The sequence below is a fragment of the Sporosarcina cascadiensis genome (assembly GCF_009650995.1).
Classification (GTDB): domain Bacteria; phylum Bacillota; class Bacilli; order Bacillales_A; family Planococcaceae; genus Sporosarcina; species Sporosarcina cascadiensis.
In genome coordinates this window covers 37,180-55,570 of the sequence record NZ_WHVV01000019.1, presented here as the reverse complement: position 1 = coordinate 55,570, position 18,391 = coordinate 37,180, and the positions used below count along the sequence as shown (strand labels likewise).

The window sequence follows — 18,391 nt, the reverse complement described above, 5'->3', positions numbered from 1 at the left end:
AGTTGGGGGTTTCCCCCTGTGAGAGTAGGACGTTGCTGGGCACGAAGCCATTCCCTATGGGGAGTGGCTTTTTTGTGCGTTCAGGGAGATGTGCAAAGAGAAAGCCAACATCGGACGACAAGAAGCGACGAAGTATGAAACCAATCACCCTAAGGCTTGTTTGATCATACATTCCCTTCAAACGCTCCTAGCCTTCTGACCGCTGATCATACACCCTGCGCTCGTGCTCATTCTCTCCCTGCCAATGATCATGGACCTGCCGTACTTGATCATACACCTTGCCGCTGTGCTCATGGAGAGATAAATCACCCGTTCTCTTGCGTCGGAAACCTGAAGCAGTTTTTCGTTGGCTCGGCTAGCGGTGAGATTGGTTCGGTGGGAGAGATGTTTGGTTTGCAGACATGGAATAATAGCGCGGTAATCGGCTGGATTGGTTCGGCGACAATGTAGATTGGTTCGTTGAACGGCTTGTTTGATTCGCTTATCAAATCAACTTTGCGAGTTACGTATCTGCCTTGATGTACAGGGCATAAATGTCCCTGATAATAGACTGTGCATAGCAATCGCAACTTTTACTTTCATTAGTACTCTGTTTATAAAGTAATTAAAGGAGAGTTGGCTGTATGGAGTCGCTGCGTTATACTTAGTAAAAGAAAAGGAGTGCTTTGCGGATGAGTTATGAGGATCGGCCATTGATACAAGCATTAGAAGGTTTCCGTGCGAAGCAGCCTGTATCCTTTCATGTGCCGGGTCATAAGAATGGTGAGTTGTCCGGTCTGCCTATGGAATTGCGAAATGCCTTGTCTTATGATGTCACAGAGCTAACAGGGCTGGATGATCTTCATGAGCCTTCGGAAGCTATATTAAAGGCGGAAGAGAAACTCGCCAAGTTGTATCATAGTGATCAAAGCTTTTTCCTGGTTAACGGGTCCACTGTTGGAAATTTGGCTATGCTGTATGCGACAGTCGGCAGGGGAGATACTGTTCTGGTGCAACGAAATGCGCATAAGTCTGTGTTTCATGCTTTGGAGCTGACTGGAGCGCAGGCGGTTTTCTTGTCTCCTCTGTGGGATGAGCGGACTCGGTCGGCAGGCGGGGTTGCAGCTGCTGACGTGAAGGCGGCTTTGATAAATTTTCCTGACGTGAAGGCTGCAGTGTTTACGAATCCGACGTATTACGGGCTGGCGAATAAAGAAATGAGAGAGATCATTGACGTTTGTCATGCATATAATGTGCCGGTGCTAGTAGATGAAGCACACGGAGCACATTTCATTGTGAATAAGGGATTCCCGGAAGGTGCTTTGGCTTTAGGGGCTGATGTGGTTGTTCAGTCTGCACATAAGACACTTCCTGCAATGACGATGGCCTCTTTTTTACATGTTAGATCTGACCTGGTGAATACAGAAAAGGTTGCTCATTATTTACATATGCTGCAGTCGAGCAGTCCGTCTTATTTGCTGATGGCCTCGTTGGATGATGCGAGGCATTATGCAGAGACTTATGGAGAAACAGACTATGAAGAATTGCAGCTGTACCGTCAAAGACTCCTAGAGGGACTGCGGGGTATAGACAATATAGATCTAATCGAAACTGATGACTTACTAAAGCTGATTATTCGGGTGAAAGGTCAGTCGGGCTTTACTGTGCAGGAAGCACTTGAGGAGCAGGGGATTTATTCGGAGCTAGCAGATTTGTATCAAGTTCTGCTGGTGCTGCCTTTGGTAAAGGCAAGTCATAATAGAGGGCCGTCTGAGGCAGTGAATAAATTCAAGTTAGCTGCCAAGAAACTGAGTGCATTAGAAAGTAATGCGGTTCAGGTCAGTGTCCTGGAAGCTGTTTCGCCAATATCGGCCGTTGTCTACTCGATAGATGAACTTCAGAGAATGAAAACAATATGGGTTTCGTTTAAAAAAGCGGCGGGCAAGGTGGCGGGTCAGGCGGTAATACCGTATCCTCCGGGTATTCCTCTGCTGTGTGCGGGAGAGCGTATTACAGAAGGTCACTGCAGACAATTACAGGAATTAGTGAACGCTGATGCTCATTTTCAGGGAGCAATTGATTTGGAGAAAATGAGGATACAGACAGTGATTGAATAGGTGAGGAGAGATTTTTTGTGACCGGTTTATTTATTAGTTTTGAAGGGCCTGAAGGGGCGGGGAAAACTACGGTATTGCATGAGGTGGCAGACAGGCTGAAAACACAGGGACATACAGTGACTGTCACCCGTGAACCGGGCGGCATCGCGATAGCCGAAAAGATACGTGAAGTAATTTTGGACTCAAATCATCAGGAGATGGACGGAAAAACGGAGGCGCTGTTATATGCAGCGGCGAGGCGTCAGCACTTGGTAGAGAAAGTGCTGCCTGCCCTGAAAGAAGGACAGATTGTACTGTGCGACCGTTTTATTGACAGTTCTTTGGCTTATCAGGGTGTGGCAAGAGGTCTCGGATTGGAGGAAGTATTGAATATCAACCTATTTGCGATCGAAAATCATATGCCGGACTGCACAATCTTTTTCGATGTGCCGCCCGAAGTGGGATTAGAACGTATTTGGAATGATAAAGGAAGAGAACGAAACCGCCTGGATCTTGAAAATCTGGAATTTCATCAGCGCGTCTACGAAGGTTATCAAGAAGTTATTAGACAGGACAGGGAACGAGTCCGTACGGTTAATGCAGATATGCCTGTGGCACAAGTAGTCGAAAATGTTTGGGAAATTGTAAGTTCAGAAGTCAACTTACACAAGGATTCATGATATAATAAGAAGGAACCTTATTTTTACTAATAGGCATGATTCAATTTGTGTCTTGCATAGATAAGAAATCGGAAAAGGGGAGAGTACATTGAAACTGATAGTAGCAGTGGTACAGGACCAGGACAGTAACCGATTATCTTCCGCGTTAACTAAAAGTGATTTTCGGAATACGAAGTTGGCCAGTACAGGCGGATTTCTTCGCGCAGGCAACACTACATTCCTTATGGGTGTAGAAGATGAATTAGTATCAAAAGCATTGGATTTAATTCGAGTAAACTGCCGTTCACGTGACCAGATGGTTGCACCTGTTTCACCGATGGGCGGTAACGCTGATTCATATATTCCGTATCCTATTGAGGTAGAGGTAGGCGGAGCCACTGTATTTGTCTTGCCAATTGAACAATTCCACCATTTTTGATATTGAGGTGAGCTCTGATGAAAGTCAATGGTGACTATCGTACAGGGATGGAAAAGTTGCCGGATCCGCTTCGGCCGCACTCGAATAATGCACGTTTTGGGCAAATGGTTGAAAAACAGGAGTCGCGCCTGCAGGGGGAGCAAATCACCCGTTTATTTGGAGATATTTCAAGTGCTGGGGATCGGCTGGCCAGATCAAGAAATCTGCGCGACATGGCAAAGTACAAAATGCTGATCAAGCGTTTCTTGAAGGAAGCAGTAGACTCCGGTATTGAGTTGAAACAGTCTCATACGTGGAACCAATTTGGCGAAGGACGCCGGTTGAAAATTGTTCAGACGATTGATGAAAAATTAATTGCACTGACAGAAGCTTTATTGGATGAAGAATCATCATCGATTGATTTGTTGGCAAAAATAGGAGAAATTAAAGGCCTTCTGATCAACTTATATACGTGATCCCGTGCTGCCCAAACCGAGTAGCACGGGGTTTTTTACAACAGCCAGGAAGAATCGGCAAGGAGGGATTGCATGTCGGAAGCAATAAAAAATCATGCACTGCAGTCTCAGCAGCAGATAATCCAGCGTTTACAGGCGATTCATCGACGTAAAAGGATAGGTCATGCTTATATATTTGATGGGCCTGCGGGAGCGGGCAAAGAGGAAATTGCAAAGCATTTCACCAAACTTCTGCTTTGTATGGATCCGAATGAAAATGTTCCATGTGAAACATGTCATTCGTGCAAACGAATTGATTCAGGGAACCATCCTAATATAAAGACAATCCGGCCAGACGGACAAGATATTAAAAAAGAACAAATTGAAAATGTGATTCAGGTGATGGCGAAGAAGGGCTTTGAAGAAGGGCGCAAAGTTTATGTCATTGTAAACGCTGAACGTATGAATGGTTTCGCGGCTAATACTCTTCTGAAGTTTCTCGAGGAACCTGAGGGAGAAGTGACTGCCATTTTGTTAACGGACTCTTATACTTCACTGCTGCCGACCATACAGTCGCGCTGCCAGAGGATTTCATTGCAGCCGATGAATCGGGAAGAAATTATGGAAAAGCTCATTCAAAGAGGAATCACTGCATCGATGGCGGCTACGGTAACGTTAATGACGGCAGATATAGAAGCGGCATATGAATTGGCGCAGGAAGATTCTTTTGTACAGAGACGGAAATTAGTGTTAAAATTAGTAGAGGCAATTGAGCAGCGTTCGCCGAGTGAGGCACTGCTGTTCATCCAGACAGACTGGATGCCTTTAATGAAGGAAAAGAGCGATTGTGAACAAGGCATTGACTTGCTTCTCTTTGCTTACCGTGATATTGTTGCGGTGAAAGCGGGATTGCATGGAACTATTGCTTATCCTGATCAGCTGGAAACCTTCACTAGACACTCTGTCAAAAATGCGTATAGCAGTTTAACTGTGAAAATAGATGCCGTCTTGCAGGCAAAAAAGCGATTGCATCAAAATATGAATCGTACGCTTTTACTGGAACAATTGGTGCTTACTATGCAGGAGGGGTTATTGTTTGTATAAAGTCGTAGGCGTCCGTTTTAAAAAAGCGGGTAAATTATATTATTTCGATCCATTGGATATGCCGATTGAAATTGGCAACTATGTCATTGTGGAAACTGCAAGAGGCGTAGAGTATGGCAAGGTGGCCAGTCGGAGTAATGAAATAGATGATGAGGATGTCGTCTTGCCATTGAAGAAGATCATTCGTCTTGCAGATGAGAGTGATCGGGAGCGTGTGAAAGAAAATCAGACAGAAGCAGAGCATGCGTTTGTTGTTTGTGCTGAAAAGATTATAGAACATCGGTTGGACATGCGCCTGGTTGATGTGGAATATACGTTTGACCGCAATAAAATAGTGTTTTATTTTACTGCTGAAGGACGTGTTGATTTCAGGAACTTAGTCAAGGATCTCGCATCCATCTTCCGCACAAGAATCGAACTTCGGCAAATCGGAGTGCGCGATGAAGCAAAGATGCTCGGCGGTATAGGTCCCTGCGGCAGAATGTTATGCTGTTCAACTTTTTTAGGGGACTTTGAACCGGTTTCTATTAAGATGGCTAAAGATCAGAATCTTTCTTTAAATCCTTCGAAGATTTCAGGGCTGTGCGGCCGTTTGATGTGCTGTCTGAAATATGAGAATGACGCGTACGAGGAAGCGAAGGTACAGATGCCGGATCTCGGCACACAAGTAGCGACACCGGATGGCGTTGGAAAAGTTGTTGGACTGAATTTACTGGAACGTGTACTGCAAGTGAATATGCCTGCATTTGAAAGAGTGCTTGAATATGCGTGGAGTGAAATTGAGGATTTGCAAAAAGAAATGGCTCAATTGACGAAATGATGAGGTGGAACAGTTGAAAGAAGTGAACTTTCTTGATCGAGTGATGGAATTTGAGCAACAGTTAGATTCCATGCAAAAACAATTCAGGGAACTCATTGGATTTGTTGCAGAGATGACTGAAGAAAACCACTCGCTTCGTCTGGAAAATCATCATTTGCGAATGCGTCTGGATGAAATCGATAAGATTACACAAAATATAGAAGAGACCGCACGAGATGAACGTCCGAAGAAACTGGATGTCGGCGAAGGCGTTGATAATTTAGCCCGTTTGTACAATGAAGGGTTCCATGTGTGCAATGTACATTACGGCAGCAGCCGTAAGGGTGAAGATTGTTTGTTTTGTCTGTCATTTTTAAATAAACAGAACGGTTGAGAAGGTCAATTCCTATTTTTAGGTATTGGCTTTTTCTTTTGAGTAAGGAGTATGCTGGATGAATTTACAGGATGATGAACGACTGGATTACTTACTGGCAGAGGATTTGCGAATTATCCAAAGTCCCTCTGTCTTTTCCTTTTCATTGGATGCGGTATTATTGGCTCGCTTTGCTTATATGCCGATACGAGGAGGAAGAGTGGTGGATTTGTGTACAGGAAATGGTGTGATTCCACTATTTTTGAGTGCTCGGACCAAGGCTAAAATTACTGGAATTGAGCTGCAGGAGCGGCTGGCTGACATGGCTGAGCGGAGTGTGGCATTTAATAAACTGGAAAATCAGCTGACGATTATGCAGGATAATGTGATCGGGATTGCCAAGAAGATCGGCTATGACCAGTTTGATACAGTAACATGCAATCCGCCGTATTTCCTGGCAAACGATGCAAGTGCCAGAAATAAAAGCGAGCATTATACGATTGCACGGCATGAAATCGAATTAACACTGGATCAGGCAGTGCAGTCTGCAAGTGAATTGCTGAAGCAAGGCGGGAAAGCTGCATTTGTGCACCGCCCGGGCAGGTTGCTGGATATAATCACTTCAATGAGACGGCATCGGCTGGAGCCTAAACGCATTCAATTTGTTTATCCCAAAGAAGGCAAAGAGGCGAATATACTGCTAATTGAAGCAATTAAAGATGGAAAGCCGGACCTGAAAATCCTTCCTCCTTTATATGTCTACCAGAAAGACGGTGAATACACAAAGGAAGTGAGGCTCTTGCTGTATGGAAACGAGTGAGCATTTCTTTTATGTGTTAGAATGCAAGGATGGTTCCTACTATGCTGGTTATACAAATGATTTAGAACGTCGTCTGCAAGTGCATAATGAAGGAAAGGGCGCCAAATACACGAGAGGGCGTTTGCCTGTGCGCTATATATATAATGAAGTATTTGAAACGAAGCGGGAAGCGATGCAAGCGGAGTACCAGTTTAAGACATTAACCCGCACACAAAAAGAGCAGTATATTAGAAAGGAGCGGATTGAATGATTACTTCTCAAAAGAGTGCCGAAGAAACAGCTGCAGGAAAATTATTTATTGTCGGCACACCTATCGGCAATTTGGAAGATATGACGTATCGCGCCGTACGAATTTTACAGGAAGCAGATTTCATTGCGGCAGAAGATACGCGCAATACGATTAAACTGTGTAATCATTTCGATATTCATACACCGATGATCAGTTATCATGAGCATAATACGCGGGATGCCGGCGAAAAGATTATAGATTACCTTCAAAATGGGAAGGATGTAGCTATAGTCAGTGATGCCGGTATGCCGTGCATCTCAGATCCGGGAGCTGATCTAGTGGAATTGGCAATTGAACATGATTTGGCAGTCGTTCCCGTTCCCGGTCCGAACGCAGCTGTTACAGCACTGGTTGCGTCAGGAATTACGCCCCAGCCGTTTTTATTCTGGGGGTTCCTACCGCGGCAGAAGAAAGAGCAGAAAGCACAGCTAGTTGAATTACAGCGCTATAAAGAGACGCTGTTGTTTTATGAAGCTCCCCACCGGCTCAAGCAAACGTTGCGAAATATGGCAGAGCAGTTCGGCAATGAACGAAAGATTGTTATGGCACGTGAACTGACGAAACGTTTTGAAGAGTTATTGAGAGGATCGCTGGCGGAAGCAATAGAGTGGGCGGATACAAATGAAATTAGAGGTGAATTTTGCTTAGTAGTGGAAGGAAATCAGGAGACTTCGAATGAGGAAACAGAAGAGTGGTGGACAGAGCTTTCGATCAAAGAGCATGTGGAACGGGTTATTGAACAGCAGGATATCCGCTCTAAAGAAGCTATTAAGGAAGTGGCAGAAGCACGAGGAATGGGCAAGCGTGATGTCTATCAAGCGTATCATGTGGATTGATGAATTTTAAATGAAAAAAGAACCCGGAACGGAAATACGCTCAGGATCCTTTTTCGTTAATTGATTTTATCTTGAATTTCTTCAATTAATTGCTTTGCGCCTTCTGGGCTTAAAATCAATTTACCGTCAATTAGACGAAGATTGTCGTCTGACACTTCTCCTGTAATAGAGCATGTCATATTCGGCATGTACTTCTTTAAGATAATTTTGTCGTCGTCCACGTATATCTCTAACGCGTCTTTTTGCTCAATACCAAGTGTGCGGCGCAATTCGATGGGGATAACCACACGGCCTAGTTCGTCAACTTTTCTTACGATTCCAGTAGATTTCATGACAAGAATTCCTCCTACACTCTAGTTTTCTATTCGTCAAAATTCGACATGATTCTCTTGTCTATTAAACATCATACCAACTCTTCCAATAATCGTCAATCATCATAACTCGAAATATCCATAATAAATTTTATTAATTTTTTGATAGGGAAAAAATGAGAAATGACTGGAATTTCAATTTGTTTTTCATTAACTGCCAAGGGAAAATGATAGAGTTAAGCTTTAGCGGAGGAGAACATGGCACTTTTGTACAATATCCGATAAAATGAATTTATACATTATTTAATCTGGAGGAATTTGTGTGGAGAATCAATCTAAAACATTTTATATCACAACACCGATTTATTACCCGAGTGGAAAATTCCATATCGGAACTGCTTATACAACGATTGCGTCCGATGCAATGGCACGCTATAAAAGGTTACGTGGGTATGACGTCCGCTTTTTGACAGGGATGGACGAGCATGGACAAAAGATTCAAGAAAAAGCAGAAGAAGAAGGGCTTTCACCAATTAAGTATGTAGACGCTATTGCAGATACTGCGAAGAATTTGTGGAAACTGATGGACATTTCGTATGATGATTTGATCCGTACCACTGAGGATCGCCATACGAAAGTAGTTGAAAAGATTTTTCAAAAGTTTCTCGATAACGGAGACATTTACAAAGGAAAATATGAAGGCTGGAAATGTGTGCCTTGTGAATCATATTTCACAGAATCACAGCTGGAGGACGGAAATTGTCCGGATTGCGGACGTCCCGTGCAGCGTGTCGAGGAAGAATCATATTTCTTTAACATGAAGAAGTATGCGGATCGTCTCTTGGCTTATTATGATGAAAATCCAACATTTATTGAGCCGGAGTCGCGTAAAAACGAAATGATCAATAACTTTATTAAACCCGGTTTGGAAGATTTGTCCGTATCCCGTATGTCATTCGACTGGGGAATTAAGGTGCCTGGAGATCTAAAACATGTCATTTACGTGTGGGTGGATGCACTGACGAACTATATTACGGCGCTTGGCTATATGACAGACGATGACTCCCTGTTCCGTAAATACTGGCCGGCAGATGTGCATGTGGTCGGGAAAGATATCGTTCGTTTCCATACGATTTATTGGCCGATTTTCTTGATGGCACTTGATTTGCCTTTGCCAAAGAAAGTATTCGCGCATGGCTTTATCATGATGAAAGATGGAAAAATGTCAAAGTCCAAAGGCAACGTCGTGTATCCTGAAATGCTGGTTGAGCGCTATGGCTTGGATGCTACACGCTATTTCTTGCTGCGTGAACTTCCATTTGGACAGGACGGCGTATTTTCTCCAGAAGCATTTGTCGAGCGGATCAATTACGACTTGGCGAATGATCTGGGTAACTTATTGAACCGTACGATTTCTATGATCAATAAATATTTCGACGGAGAGATTTTGACAGAAGGACTCACTGCAACTGAATTTGACGAGCCGCTGCGCGCAATGATTCAGCAAACCGTGAATAAATATGAGCGATCAATGGAAAAAATGCAATTCAGTGTCGTTTTGTCTGATGTCTGGGCATTAATTTCCCGTACGAATAAATATATCGACGAAACATCGCCATGGGTATTGGCGAAATCGGAAGAAGACCGTATGAAACTTGCTTCCGTTATGTATCATCTGGCGCTTTCACTGCATCATACAGCGGTGTTGCTGCAGCCGTTCATGACGAATGCACCGAAACAAATGGTGGAGCAATTGGGTCTCCCGGCAGAATCACTCGGGTGGGATTCATTGGAAGACGGTTACAAAATCCCGGCCGGCACAACGGTCATCAATAAAGGGGTTCCGATCTTCCCGCGTCTCGATACGGAAGTGGAAGTAGAATACATTCGTCAGCAAATGGCCATCACGGCACCGGCTGAAGTGCAGGAAGAGCCTGAAGAAGCCATAGAGGAATCCAATGAAATCTCATTTGATGATTTTATGAACGTAGAACTTCGTGTAGCGACGGTAACGGCGTGTGAAAAAATGCCAAAAGCCGACAAATTACTGAAGCTCCAGCTCGATCTCGGCTACGAACAGCGCCAAGTGGTATCAGGCATCGCTGAGCATTACGCAGCTGAAGATGTAGTAGGAATGAAAGTCATTGTGGTAGCAAATTTAAAACCTGTAAAACTACGAGGCGAGCTATCCCAGGGAATGATTTTAGCCGGTCAAAAAGACGGTGTGCTGAAACTTGCCACCGTGGATTCTTCATTGGAAAACGGAGCGCAGGTTAAATAATAATAAAAGAGGCTCTTCACCAAAACATGTGCTTGATAATCAATTTAATGAGCAGTTTGAGATGGGATTGCGCAGAATAGGATGGTAAATGGGAGGATACCGTTTCCCTGCGTTCCAGGCGGACGCGTGTCTTGCGGGCCCGCGGTGAGCCAAGCGAACAGCGAAGGGTTCGCTTTGCCGTATTTCTGCGTCCTTTGCAGAAATTAAGGCAAACTGTGCTCATAACGCTACGCTTTTATTCGCAAAAGCCTTTCTTCGTAAAGGCTTTCGCTCCCGCAAGTTGTCTCACCTGTCGGGCTGATCCTCCCAGAGTCGCCTAAAACCAGTGCTCCTTACGCTGCGCTTTTACTCGCAAAAGCCGTTCTTCGTGACGGCTTCCACTCCGGTACACTGGCTGGTGTTTTAATACTTTTTATGTGAGTAAGCAGTATGAGCATAATATCTGAGACTGTTACAATAGGTGTGGCGTTTCATGCAATACTTAGCATTCTGCAAAGACTTAGATTCTTCTGTTGAATGTATTTGCAAAGTCGAGAAACGGGAACACCACCAACTAAATCCATACTCTGCAAAAAAGCAACATGTTATACTTTCCCCACATCAGCGAAGGCGCAACTGCGGGGTAGGCCGGTGCTATGAGACAACTGGCGTGTTCTTCGCCAGCTGGCTCATAGCGTAAGGCAATCCCCCAGCGCCGAAGCAGGTTTAAACTGCAGCATAATTTTTGCAATACAGACATGACAAGTTTTCAAGAACCGATTTTGGGGCAGACCCATAAAAGATGCCAATTCTTAGACGGATTGGCATCTTTTTTATGTGTTATTTAGAAGTAAAGACAGCTTGTGGTAAAATGAGTGAAAAACTTGCAGGGGGCGTCTATGGAAACGATCTATATTGCTGGCGGATGTTTATGGGGCGTACAGGCATTTATAAAAACACTGCCTGGCGTGATGTTTACAGAAGCAGGAAGGGCAAATGGCACAAGTCCAGTACTTGAGGAAGATTATGACGGGTATGCAGAATGTGTAAAGACAGAATTTGATCCAGCTATCGTAACAGTCAGGGAATTAATGGATTATTTATTCGAAATTATTGATCCTTACAGTGTGAATAAACAAGGACAGGATGTAGGAGAGAAATATAGGACCGGTATTTATAGCAGGGAACCCGAACACTTACGAGAAGCGCAGGCATTTCTCCGAAAGAGAGATGATTATAAGAGAATAGCGGTAGAAGTGTTGCCTCTCACAAACTATGTGAGCAGTGCAGAAGAACATCAAGACCGATTAGCCAGATATCCTGACGATTATTGTCATATACCAGAAAAACTGCTGTATAAGTATTCGTAAAAAGGCTTTTCTGTCATAAAAGCACTCAGACATTTTCTGGGTGTTTTTATTTTTTATTGGTCTTTTTCCTATTTCTCGCGGAAGCAAATAAATTCACATGCGGGATAAATTATGATTTACTAGTGCAATCTGGTAATACGAATTGCACACTCTAAAGCAGGTTTGTTACACATTTGTAATATAAATGAGATGAAAGACATAATGATTGCTCTTAGAATAGAGAATACTGTGAGGAGAGATACAGATGTTTATCGATACACATGTCCACTTAAATGCAGATCAATATGAAGAGGATGTTGAAGAAGTCATCCAGCGTGCAATTGATGCAAAAGTAGAAAAAATGGTGGTCGTCGGGTTTGATACGAAGACGATTGAAAAGGCGATGGTACTGGCAGATCAGTATCCATTCATCTACGGCGTAATCGGCTGGCATCCTGTTGACGCAATTGACTGTACGGAAAGAGACCTGCAATGGATCAAGGAACTGACCGCCCACCCCAAAGTAGTAGGAATTGGAGAAACGGGTCTTGATTATCATTGGGACAAGTCACCAAAGGACATTCAGCAGGAGTTGTTCCGCAAGCAAATTCAACTGGCAAAAGAAGTAGACTTGCCGATTATTATTCACAACCGTGATGCAACGGCGGATGTCGTTCGAATTTTGCAGGAAGAAAATGCGAGCGATGTGGGAGGCATCATGCATTGTTACGGAGGCAGCGTAGAAACTGCGAAACAATGCATCGACATGAATTTCCTCATATCTCTTGGCGGACCTGTAACTTTTAAGAATGCCAGAATGCCAAAAGAAGTGGCAAAAGAAATTCCTTTGGACAAATTATTAATTGAAACCGATGCGCCCTATTTAGCGCCTCATCCATACAGAGGGAAACGCAATGAACCCTCATACGTACCGCTTGTAGCAGAAGAAATTGCACGGCTAAAAGAATTGTCTGTGGAGGAAGTCGGCAAGCAAACAACCGAAAATGCCATGCATCTTTTCGGAATACAGTGAGTATAGTGTCACTGGGTTTGCGTTTCTGTACAGACAAAAAAGTGCTGCCGTCTCCCGACTGGCTATCAGTTTAAAAGGTTGACAGGCAAAATCAAACACTATATACTCAGCCGAGTAATGAAGGAGGAGTTTTTTTCATGTCTCAGAAACCCATGAAAAACCTGTTCATGCTTTCAACGAAGGGTAAGCGTATTGCAATTTTAGCAGTTGCAATGGCTTTATTTATAGCTACCACATCATTAGTTTTGATTGATGGTAAAAAGAAAAATGTCTCGTTGGCTCTAAACGGTAAGCAAACCGAATTGCGGACGGCAGCAGCAACGGTAGGGGAAGTGTTAGCTGCACATGACATAGAAGTAAAGACGCAAGACCATCTTGAACCTTCAATGAACACACCAGTGGAGAATGGCTTAGCGATCCAGTGGGAACAGGCGAGAAAAGTTACTATAGATATTGACGGCAAAGCAACAGAAATGTGGACGACGGAGCAAACGGTGCAAGATGTGCTGAAGACAGCAAATATTGAAGTCAGCACGCATGATCAAATTGAACCTGCTCTCGCCTCAAGCGTTTCAGCCAATCAGCCGATCACGATTGAAAAAGCATTTCAAGTTACGGTAAAAGACGGTGGAAAAGAAAGTAGCCACTGGTCAACTTCGACTACGGTCGCTGACTTTTTAAGAGAACAAAATATCCGTCTTAATGAATTGGATAAAGTAGTAGGCGATTCAAAAGCAACGCTGACATCGTCTAATGCAACGGTAAAAATTGCACGAGTAGAAAAGGTCACCGATGTAGTGGAAGAAGCAGAGAACTTCAAAGTACAGACGAAAGCAGATCCAAAATTACTGAAGGGCCACGAAAAAGTGGTTCAGGAAGGTAAAAAAGGAAAAGTACAGCGGAAGTTTGAAGTAACGAAGAAGAATGGAAAAGTGGTTTCTCGTGAGCTGGTAAGTGAAAAAGTAATTGAGAAGCCAACACATAAAGTAGTGAATGTAGGATCGAAAGTTATGGTCGCCAGTGCGAATACAGCTTCCGCTTCGCAGAGTAAAGGCAATGTAGGGGTATCACGAGGCAATGAACCAAGCGGCGGCCGTGAATTTTATGCCAACGCCAGTGCCTACACGGCATATTGCAATGGTTGTTCAGGAAGAACGGCAACAGGCATCGACTTGCGCGCAAACCCGAATTTAAAAGTGATTGCGGTCGATCCAAGCGTGATTCCATTAGGCTCAAAAGTGTGGGTTGAAGGCTATGGCTATGCAGTAGCAGGAGATACAGGCGGCGCGATTAAAGGCAACCGTATCGATTTGCATATGCCGACCAAAGCAGCGGCTTATCAATTTGGACGCCGTACAGTGAAAATTAAAGTAATCAACTGATAGATTGCCGGTAAAAGAGAGCGAGACTTTCTTTTACCGGTTTTTTCATGTGCCGGTCAAAGGACCTGTATGGTTGTACAGCATGTGAAAAAACTGTAAAATAGAAAGAATGATAAGGGCAGAAAAGAGGAATCTTGTGAATATAGAAGAAGTCATCGTAGTGGAAGGAAAATCGGACACAGTCGCTGTCAGGCGGGCAACAGGTGCGGATACAATTGAGACAAACGGCTCTGCTGTCAATAAAAAGACTATAGAGCGGATTCGTCATGCGCAAAAGACGCGTGGTGTCATCGTGTTTACAGATCCAGATTTTCCCGGAAGACGCATTCGTGCGATTGTGGAAGAAAAAGTTCCGGACGTTAAGCATGCTTTCCTGCCTAAAAAAGATACGATTGCGAAAAACGGCCGCGGACTCGGGATTGAGCATGCCAGTGATGAAGCAATTCGCCGTGCGTTGGCTTCTGTTTATACAGTCAATGAGCATACTATAGAAGAGATCCCTATGTCTATGCTGCTCGAGGCACGGCTGATCGGCCATAAAGATTCCAGAAAACGGCGCGAACGACTGAGCGAGCTGCTGCAAATTGGCCAGGTCAACGGTAAAGGATTAAAAAAGCGTTTGGAAATGTTTCGGATTTCCCAAAAACAATTAGTCGAGGCATTGACAGTTCTTGACGAGGAGGAAATGACAACTGATGTATAAAGACATCGCAACACCGATAAGGACGAAAGAAATACTACAGAAACACGGATTTTCATTCAAAAAAAGTTTAGGACAGAACTTTCTGGTGGATCCGAACGTTCTGCATAATATCGTATCTCACGCAGATATCACGAAGGAAACTGGTGTCATCGAAGTGGGACCTGGCATAGGGGCGCTGACAGAGCATCTGGCACGTCAGGCAGGAAAAGTGATAGCGTTCGAAATAGACGGCCGTCTGCTGCCTGTGCTGGAAGATACGATGTCTCCTTACCCGAATGTCACGGTGCTTCATCAGGATGTGCTGAAAGCGGATCTTCATCAAGTGATTGAGGAGCATTTCGCCGACTATGAGGATATTGTGGTTGTCGCCAATCTGCCGTATTATATTACGACACCGATTATCATGAAATTCCTGATGGAAAAAGCGCGGGTCAAGCAGCTGGTGATCATGATGCAAAAAGAGGTGGCGGACCGGATTACTGCTGTGCCGAGCACCAAAGCATACGGCTCCTTATCGATTGCCGTGCAGTATTATATGGATGCAGAAGTGTCAATGATCGTGCCTAAAACGGTATTTATTCCGCAGCCTAATGTAGAATCTGCTGTGCTGCGTTTAACGCGCAGGGAAGAAGCGTATCCTGATGTGGCAGATGAAGACTTTTTGTTTACGGTTACGCAGGGTTCATTCCTTCATCGCCGTAAAACAATCTGGAATAACCTGCAGGCCTCATTGCCTGATGGCAAAGAGAAAAAGGAATTAATACAGGAGGCTTTTGAGAAAGCGGAATTGGATCCTGGACGAAGAGGCGAAACTTTATCCATTCCTGAGTTCATCAAGCTGGCAAACGCGTTATACCCTCATTTTCATATGCCGAAACCGGAGTAGAAGTCAACAACATTTTGTTGTGAAAATATAGTGAAATTTATAAGAAAACATTTGACAAATATATAGGTTGACTGTTAAAATAAAAAATTTGGTTGACAGAAATGAACAGAAATGTTATGCTAGTAGTTAGTGAGGTGTAAGCAACATGCCAAAAACATTAGCAGACATTAAAAAGTCACTGGACGCTCATTTAGGAAAACGTCTCCACCTAAAAGCGAACGGCGGTCGTAAAAAGACGATCGAACATGCTGGAGTATTGCGCGATACGTATCGTGCGGTTTTTGTAGTTGAGTTAGACCAGGATGACAATGCGTTTGAAAGAGTTTCTTACAGCTATGCAGATATTTTGACCGAAGCGGTTGAAATAACAATTCTTGATGGTTCAGATCAAACGGCCTTTATCATCAAATAATTACCAAGCAATTTTAATTTATTTCCTAGTAAATCCGCCTGGAATGTTCTGGCGGATTTTTTGTTTTGGAAAAGTAACTTGTACACGGTCTGTATCACGATCGGTTTGACAACTTGTCATGTATGTATTGCGAAGATCATGCTGCAGTTTAAACCCGCTTCGGCGCTGGGGGATTGCCTTACGCTATGAGCCAACTGGCGAAGAACACGCCAGTTGGCTCATAGCAACGGCCTACCCCGCAGTTGCGCCTTCGCTGATATGGGGAAAGTATAACATGTTGCTTTTTTGCAGAGTGTGGATTTAGTTGGTGGTGTTCCCGTTTCTCGACTTTGCAAATGCATTCAACACAAGAATCTTAGCCTTTGCAGAATGTTAAGTATTGCATGAAACACCACACCTTACGTAATAAACTCAAATAGCATGCTCATGACTGTCATTCATATAATAATTCCTGAAAAACCAGCCAGTGTACCGGAGTGAAAGCCGTCACGAAGAACGGCTTTTGCGAGTAAAAGCGCAGCGTTAGGAGCACTGGTTTTAGGCGACTCTGGGAGGATCAGCCCGACAGGTGAGACAACTTGCGGGAGCGAAGCGAAATTAGCATGTAGAAGGAACCCTGTATTGCCTTAATTTCTGCAAAGGACGCAGAAATACGGCAAAGCGAACCCTTCGCTGTTCGCTTGGCTCACCGCGGGCCCGCAAGACACGCGTCCGCCTGGAACGCAGGGAAACGGTATCCACCCATTTACTATTCTATACTGCACAAGTCAAATCCATGGAATAGACTACCAAGCACATGTTTTAGTGAAGAGCCTTTACCATTCATGAAAGTTTTTTGTGCCGGCACCTTATCGTGCATAACTTTAGTTAATTTCATTTTGCAATGCGTCAAGCGTACATAATATACAAGTCTTATCTATAAAAAGAAAGAATAATTCCTCCCATATACCACATGCTACACATGTCAGCCAAAGGAGGAAAACCGAATGGCCAGAAAAGGTGTCATGTCAGAACAATTGAAAATAGAAATCGCGAAAGAATTGGGCTTTTATGAGACAGTGCAGCGGGAAGGCTGGGGCGGTATTCGATCACGTGATGCAGGCAATATGGTGAAACGTGCAATTGAAATGGCAAGCAGGCAGGCAGAGGAGAAAAAGTAACTTCCAATGTCACGGACAATCCAATAAAGGCTGACAAAAGGAACTGTAAACGCGAAATGCGCTTTACAGTTCTTTTTTCGTTTATTCCTCCTACGTTCTATCTATTGTGTGGTAATATAATGAGCAAGAACATGCTGTGGGGAGGGAGCTTTTATCATGATTTACGAAAAGGCGCCTGCAAAAATCAATTTAACGTTAGATGTGCTGAATAAACGGCCGGATGGATATCATGAAGTTGAAATGATTATGACAACTGTCGATCTGGCTGACCGTATTTGGCTGCGTCCTACACGGGACCGCAGCATTACGATTAAGTCATCTCATCGTTTTGTGCCGAATGACCGGAAAAACCTGGCGTATCAGGCAGCGGACTTATTGCGGAAACGTTTTCGAATAAATGAAGGCGTGGAGATTACGCTGGACAAGAATATTCCGATTGCCGCAGGGCTTGCCGGCGGCAGTTCAGACGCGGCTGCTGCATTGCGCGGTCTGAATCGACTGTGGAAACTCGGACTGTCACTGGACGAGCTGGCGGTGCTCGGCGCGGAAATTGGTTCAGACGTTTCATTTTGTGTTTATGGCGGCACAGCGATTGCCCAGGGACGCGGCGAGAAAATCACTCATTTGCCGCCACCTCCGAATTGCTGGGTCATCCTGGCGAAACCGGTAATCGGTGTGTCTACCGGAAATATCTATGGACAGCTTGATCTGGCGTCTATCAAACATCCGCAAACGAAGACGATGATGGAAGCCTTACAGGAAGGTGATTACGAAAAAGTGTGTTCATCTTTAGGTAATGTACTCGAGCCTGTCACAATGAATCTGCATCGGGATGTAGTGGTGCTGAAAGAGCAAATGGAGCGTTTCGGCGCAGATGCTGTGCTGATGAGCGGCAGCGGCCCAACGGTGTTTGGCCTGGTCAAGCATGAATCACGCGTACCGAGAATTGTTAATGCGCTCAAAGGATTTTGCCAGGACGTTCATGCTGTACGAATGTTGGGTGAACGTGTGACAGTTGATTAATTCCGTACGATTATGATAATGTACTTATAATTCATTCGGATTTA

General features: G+C 44.2%; 20 protein-coding genes. 19 read left to right on the top strand and 1 reads right to left on the bottom strand.

What is annotated here, in order from left to right:
• Positions 1–671 precede the first annotated feature (671 nt).
• The 10 genes from GDZ68_RS15855 to rsmI all read left to right on the top strand — a co-directional run bounded on the left by GDZ68_RS15855 (position 672) and on the right by rsmI (position 7,828).
• Positions 672–2,096 carry an aminotransferase class I/II-fold pyridoxal phosphate-dependent enzyme gene (locus GDZ68_RS15855; protein ID WP_194841205.1) on the top strand — a complete coding sequence of 475 codons (1,425 nt, stop codon included), beginning with the start codon at positions 672–674 and terminating at the stop codon, positions 2,094–2,096.
• 17 nt (positions 2,097–2,113) lie between these two features.
• Entirely contained in the window at positions 2,114–2,755 is a 642-nt protein-coding gene (tmk, locus tag GDZ68_RS15850; protein ID WP_153723285.1) for a dTMP kinase, read from the top strand.
• A gap of 88 nt (positions 2,756–2,843) precedes the next feature.
• Complete coding sequence (locus GDZ68_RS15845; RefSeq protein WP_153723284.1) at positions 2,844–3,173, top strand: cyclic-di-AMP receptor; 330 nt, start codon at positions 2,844–2,846, stop codon at positions 3,171–3,173.
• 17 nt (positions 3,174–3,190) lie between these two features.
• The gene (locus tag GDZ68_RS15840; protein WP_153723283.1) at positions 3,191–3,628 is read left to right on the top strand and encodes a YaaR family protein; all 438 of its coding nucleotides are present in this window, start codon (positions 3,191–3,193) and stop codon (positions 3,626–3,628) included.
• 72 nt (positions 3,629–3,700) lie between these two features.
• A complete protein-coding gene (gene holB / locus GDZ68_RS15835; RefSeq protein WP_153723282.1) occupies positions 3,701–4,711 on the top strand; it encodes a DNA polymerase III subunit delta' in 1,011 nt (336 codons plus the stop codon).
• Positions 4,704–5,531, top strand: a complete 828-nt coding sequence (locus tag GDZ68_RS15830) for a PSP1 domain-containing protein (RefSeq protein WP_153723281.1) — start codon at positions 4,704–4,706, stop codon at positions 5,529–5,531. The genes holB and GDZ68_RS15830 overlap by 8 nt, the downstream gene beginning before the upstream one ends.
• A 13-nt stretch (positions 5,532–5,544) precedes the next feature.
• Positions 5,545–5,904 (top strand): DNA replication initiation control protein YabA, encoded by a 360-nt coding sequence (gene yabA, locus GDZ68_RS15825; protein ID WP_153723280.1) that lies wholly within the window; start codon positions 5,545–5,547, stop codon positions 5,902–5,904.
• Between the two features lie 58 nt (positions 5,905–5,962).
• Positions 5,963–6,703: a tRNA1(Val) (adenine(37)-N6)-methyltransferase gene (locus tag GDZ68_RS15820; RefSeq protein ID WP_153723279.1), complete on the top strand. Its 741-nt coding sequence runs from the start codon at positions 5,963–5,965 to the stop codon at positions 6,701–6,703.
• Positions 6,690–6,953 (top strand): GIY-YIG nuclease family protein, encoded by a 264-nt coding sequence (locus GDZ68_RS15815; RefSeq protein WP_153723278.1) that lies wholly within the window; start codon positions 6,690–6,692, stop codon positions 6,951–6,953. The genes GDZ68_RS15820 and GDZ68_RS15815 overlap by 14 nt, the downstream gene beginning before the upstream one ends.
• The gene (gene rsmI / locus GDZ68_RS15810; RefSeq protein ID WP_153723289.1) at positions 6,953–7,828 is read left to right on the top strand and encodes a 16S rRNA (cytidine(1402)-2'-O)-methyltransferase; all 876 of its coding nucleotides are present in this window, start codon (positions 6,953–6,955) and stop codon (positions 7,826–7,828) included. The genes GDZ68_RS15815 and rsmI overlap by 1 nt, the downstream gene beginning before the upstream one ends.
• Before the next feature lie 56 nt (positions 7,829–7,884).
• Here the strand turns inward: rsmI and GDZ68_RS15805 are convergent, their stop codons facing one another.
• On the bottom strand, positions 7,885–8,160 hold the full coding sequence (locus tag GDZ68_RS15805; protein WP_153723277.1) for an AbrB/MazE/SpoVT family DNA-binding domain-containing protein: 276 nt from the start codon (positions 8,158–8,160) through the stop codon (positions 7,885–7,887).
• A 301-nt stretch (positions 8,161–8,461) separates the two neighbouring features.
• Here GDZ68_RS15805 and metG point away from each other — a divergent pair, with 301 nt between their 5' ends.
• From metG to ispE, 9 genes are all read left to right on the top strand, one after another.
• Entirely contained in the window at positions 8,462–10,420 is a 1,959-nt protein-coding gene (metG, locus tag GDZ68_RS15800; RefSeq protein ID WP_153723276.1) for a methionine--tRNA ligase, read from the top strand.
• Between the two features lie 878 nt (positions 10,421–11,298).
• Positions 11,299–11,769 carry a peptide-methionine (S)-S-oxide reductase gene (locus GDZ68_RS15795; RefSeq protein ID WP_153723275.1) on the top strand — a complete coding sequence of 157 codons (471 nt, stop codon included), beginning with the start codon at positions 11,299–11,301 and terminating at the stop codon, positions 11,767–11,769.
• Between the two features lie 244 nt (positions 11,770–12,013).
• The gene (locus GDZ68_RS15790) at positions 12,014–12,781 is read left to right on the top strand and encodes a TatD family hydrolase (protein WP_153723274.1); all 768 of its coding nucleotides are present in this window, start codon (positions 12,014–12,016) and stop codon (positions 12,779–12,781) included.
• A gap of 137 nt (positions 12,782–12,918) precedes the next feature.
• Entirely contained in the window at positions 12,919–14,163 is a 1,245-nt protein-coding gene (locus tag GDZ68_RS15785) for a G5 and 3D domain-containing protein (protein WP_153723273.1), read from the top strand.
• 136 nt (positions 14,164–14,299) lie between these two features.
• Positions 14,300–14,866: a ribonuclease M5 gene (gene rnmV / locus GDZ68_RS15780; protein ID WP_153723272.1), complete on the top strand. Its 567-nt coding sequence runs from the start codon at positions 14,300–14,302 to the stop codon at positions 14,864–14,866.
• Positions 14,859–15,752, top strand: coding sequence for a 16S rRNA (adenine(1518)-N(6)/adenine(1519)-N(6))-dimethyltransferase RsmA (rsmA, locus tag GDZ68_RS15775; RefSeq protein ID WP_153723271.1), 894 nt, complete (start codon positions 14,859–14,861; stop codon positions 15,750–15,752). Before rnmV ends, rsmA begins: the two co-directional genes overlap by 8 nt.
• 145 nt (positions 15,753–15,897) lie before the next feature.
• Positions 15,898–16,164: a biofilm formation stimulator Veg gene (gene veg, locus GDZ68_RS15770; RefSeq protein ID WP_081243506.1), complete on the top strand. Its 267-nt coding sequence runs from the start codon at positions 15,898–15,900 to the stop codon at positions 16,162–16,164.
• 986 nt (positions 16,165–17,150) lie between these two features.
• The gene (locus GDZ68_RS15765) at positions 17,151–17,324 is read left to right on the top strand and encodes a small, acid-soluble spore protein, alpha/beta type (protein WP_153723270.1); all 174 of its coding nucleotides are present in this window, start codon (positions 17,151–17,153) and stop codon (positions 17,322–17,324) included.
• Between the two features lie 156 nt (positions 17,325–17,480).
• Positions 17,481–18,347 (top strand): 4-(cytidine 5'-diphospho)-2-C-methyl-D-erythritol kinase, encoded by an 867-nt coding sequence (ispE, locus tag GDZ68_RS15760; RefSeq protein ID WP_153723269.1) that lies wholly within the window; start codon positions 17,481–17,483, stop codon positions 18,345–18,347.
• Positions 18,348–18,391: the final 44 nt, after the last annotated feature.

Bases quoted from the DNA above. Each gene is read 5' to 3' on its own strand.
- GDZ68_RS15855 (WP_194841205.1), top strand. From the start codon at position 672: ATGAGTTATGAGGATCGGCCATTGATACAAGCATTAGAAGGTTTCCGT.
- GDZ68_RS15840 (WP_153723283.1), top strand. From the start codon at position 3,191: ATGAAAGTCAATGGTGACTATCGTACAGGGATGGAAAAGTTGCCGGAT.
- holB (WP_153723282.1), top strand. From the start codon at position 3,701: ATGTCGGAAGCAATAAAAAATCATGCACTGCAGTCTCAGCAGCAGATA.
- GDZ68_RS15820 (WP_153723279.1), top strand. From the start codon at position 5,963: ATGAATTTACAGGATGATGAACGACTGGATTACTTACTGGCAGAGGAT.
- GDZ68_RS15815 (WP_153723278.1), top strand. From the start codon at position 6,690: ATGGAAACGAGTGAGCATTTCTTTTATGTGTTAGAATGCAAGGATGGT.
- GDZ68_RS15805 (WP_153723277.1), bottom strand. From the start codon at position 8,160: ATGAAATCTACTGGAATCGTAAGAAAAGTTGACGAACTAGGCCGTGTG.
- GDZ68_RS15795 (WP_153723275.1), top strand. From the start codon at position 11,299: ATGGAAACGATCTATATTGCTGGCGGATGTTTATGGGGCGTACAGGCA.
- GDZ68_RS15790 (WP_153723274.1), top strand. From the start codon at position 12,014: ATGTTTATCGATACACATGTCCACTTAAATGCAGATCAATATGAAGAG.
- GDZ68_RS15785 (WP_153723273.1), top strand. From the start codon at position 12,919: ATGTCTCAGAAACCCATGAAAAACCTGTTCATGCTTTCAACGAAGGGT.
- rsmA (WP_153723271.1), top strand. From the start codon at position 14,859: ATGTATAAAGACATCGCAACACCGATAAGGACGAAAGAAATACTACAG.
- veg (WP_081243506.1), top strand. From the start codon at position 15,898: ATGCCAAAAACATTAGCAGACATTAAAAAGTCACTGGACGCTCATTTA.
- GDZ68_RS15765 (WP_153723270.1), top strand. From the start codon at position 17,151: ATGGCCAGAAAAGGTGTCATGTCAGAACAATTGAAAATAGAAATCGCG.
- ispE (WP_153723269.1), top strand. From the start codon at position 17,481: ATGATTTACGAAAAGGCGCCTGCAAAAATCAATTTAACGTTAGATGTG.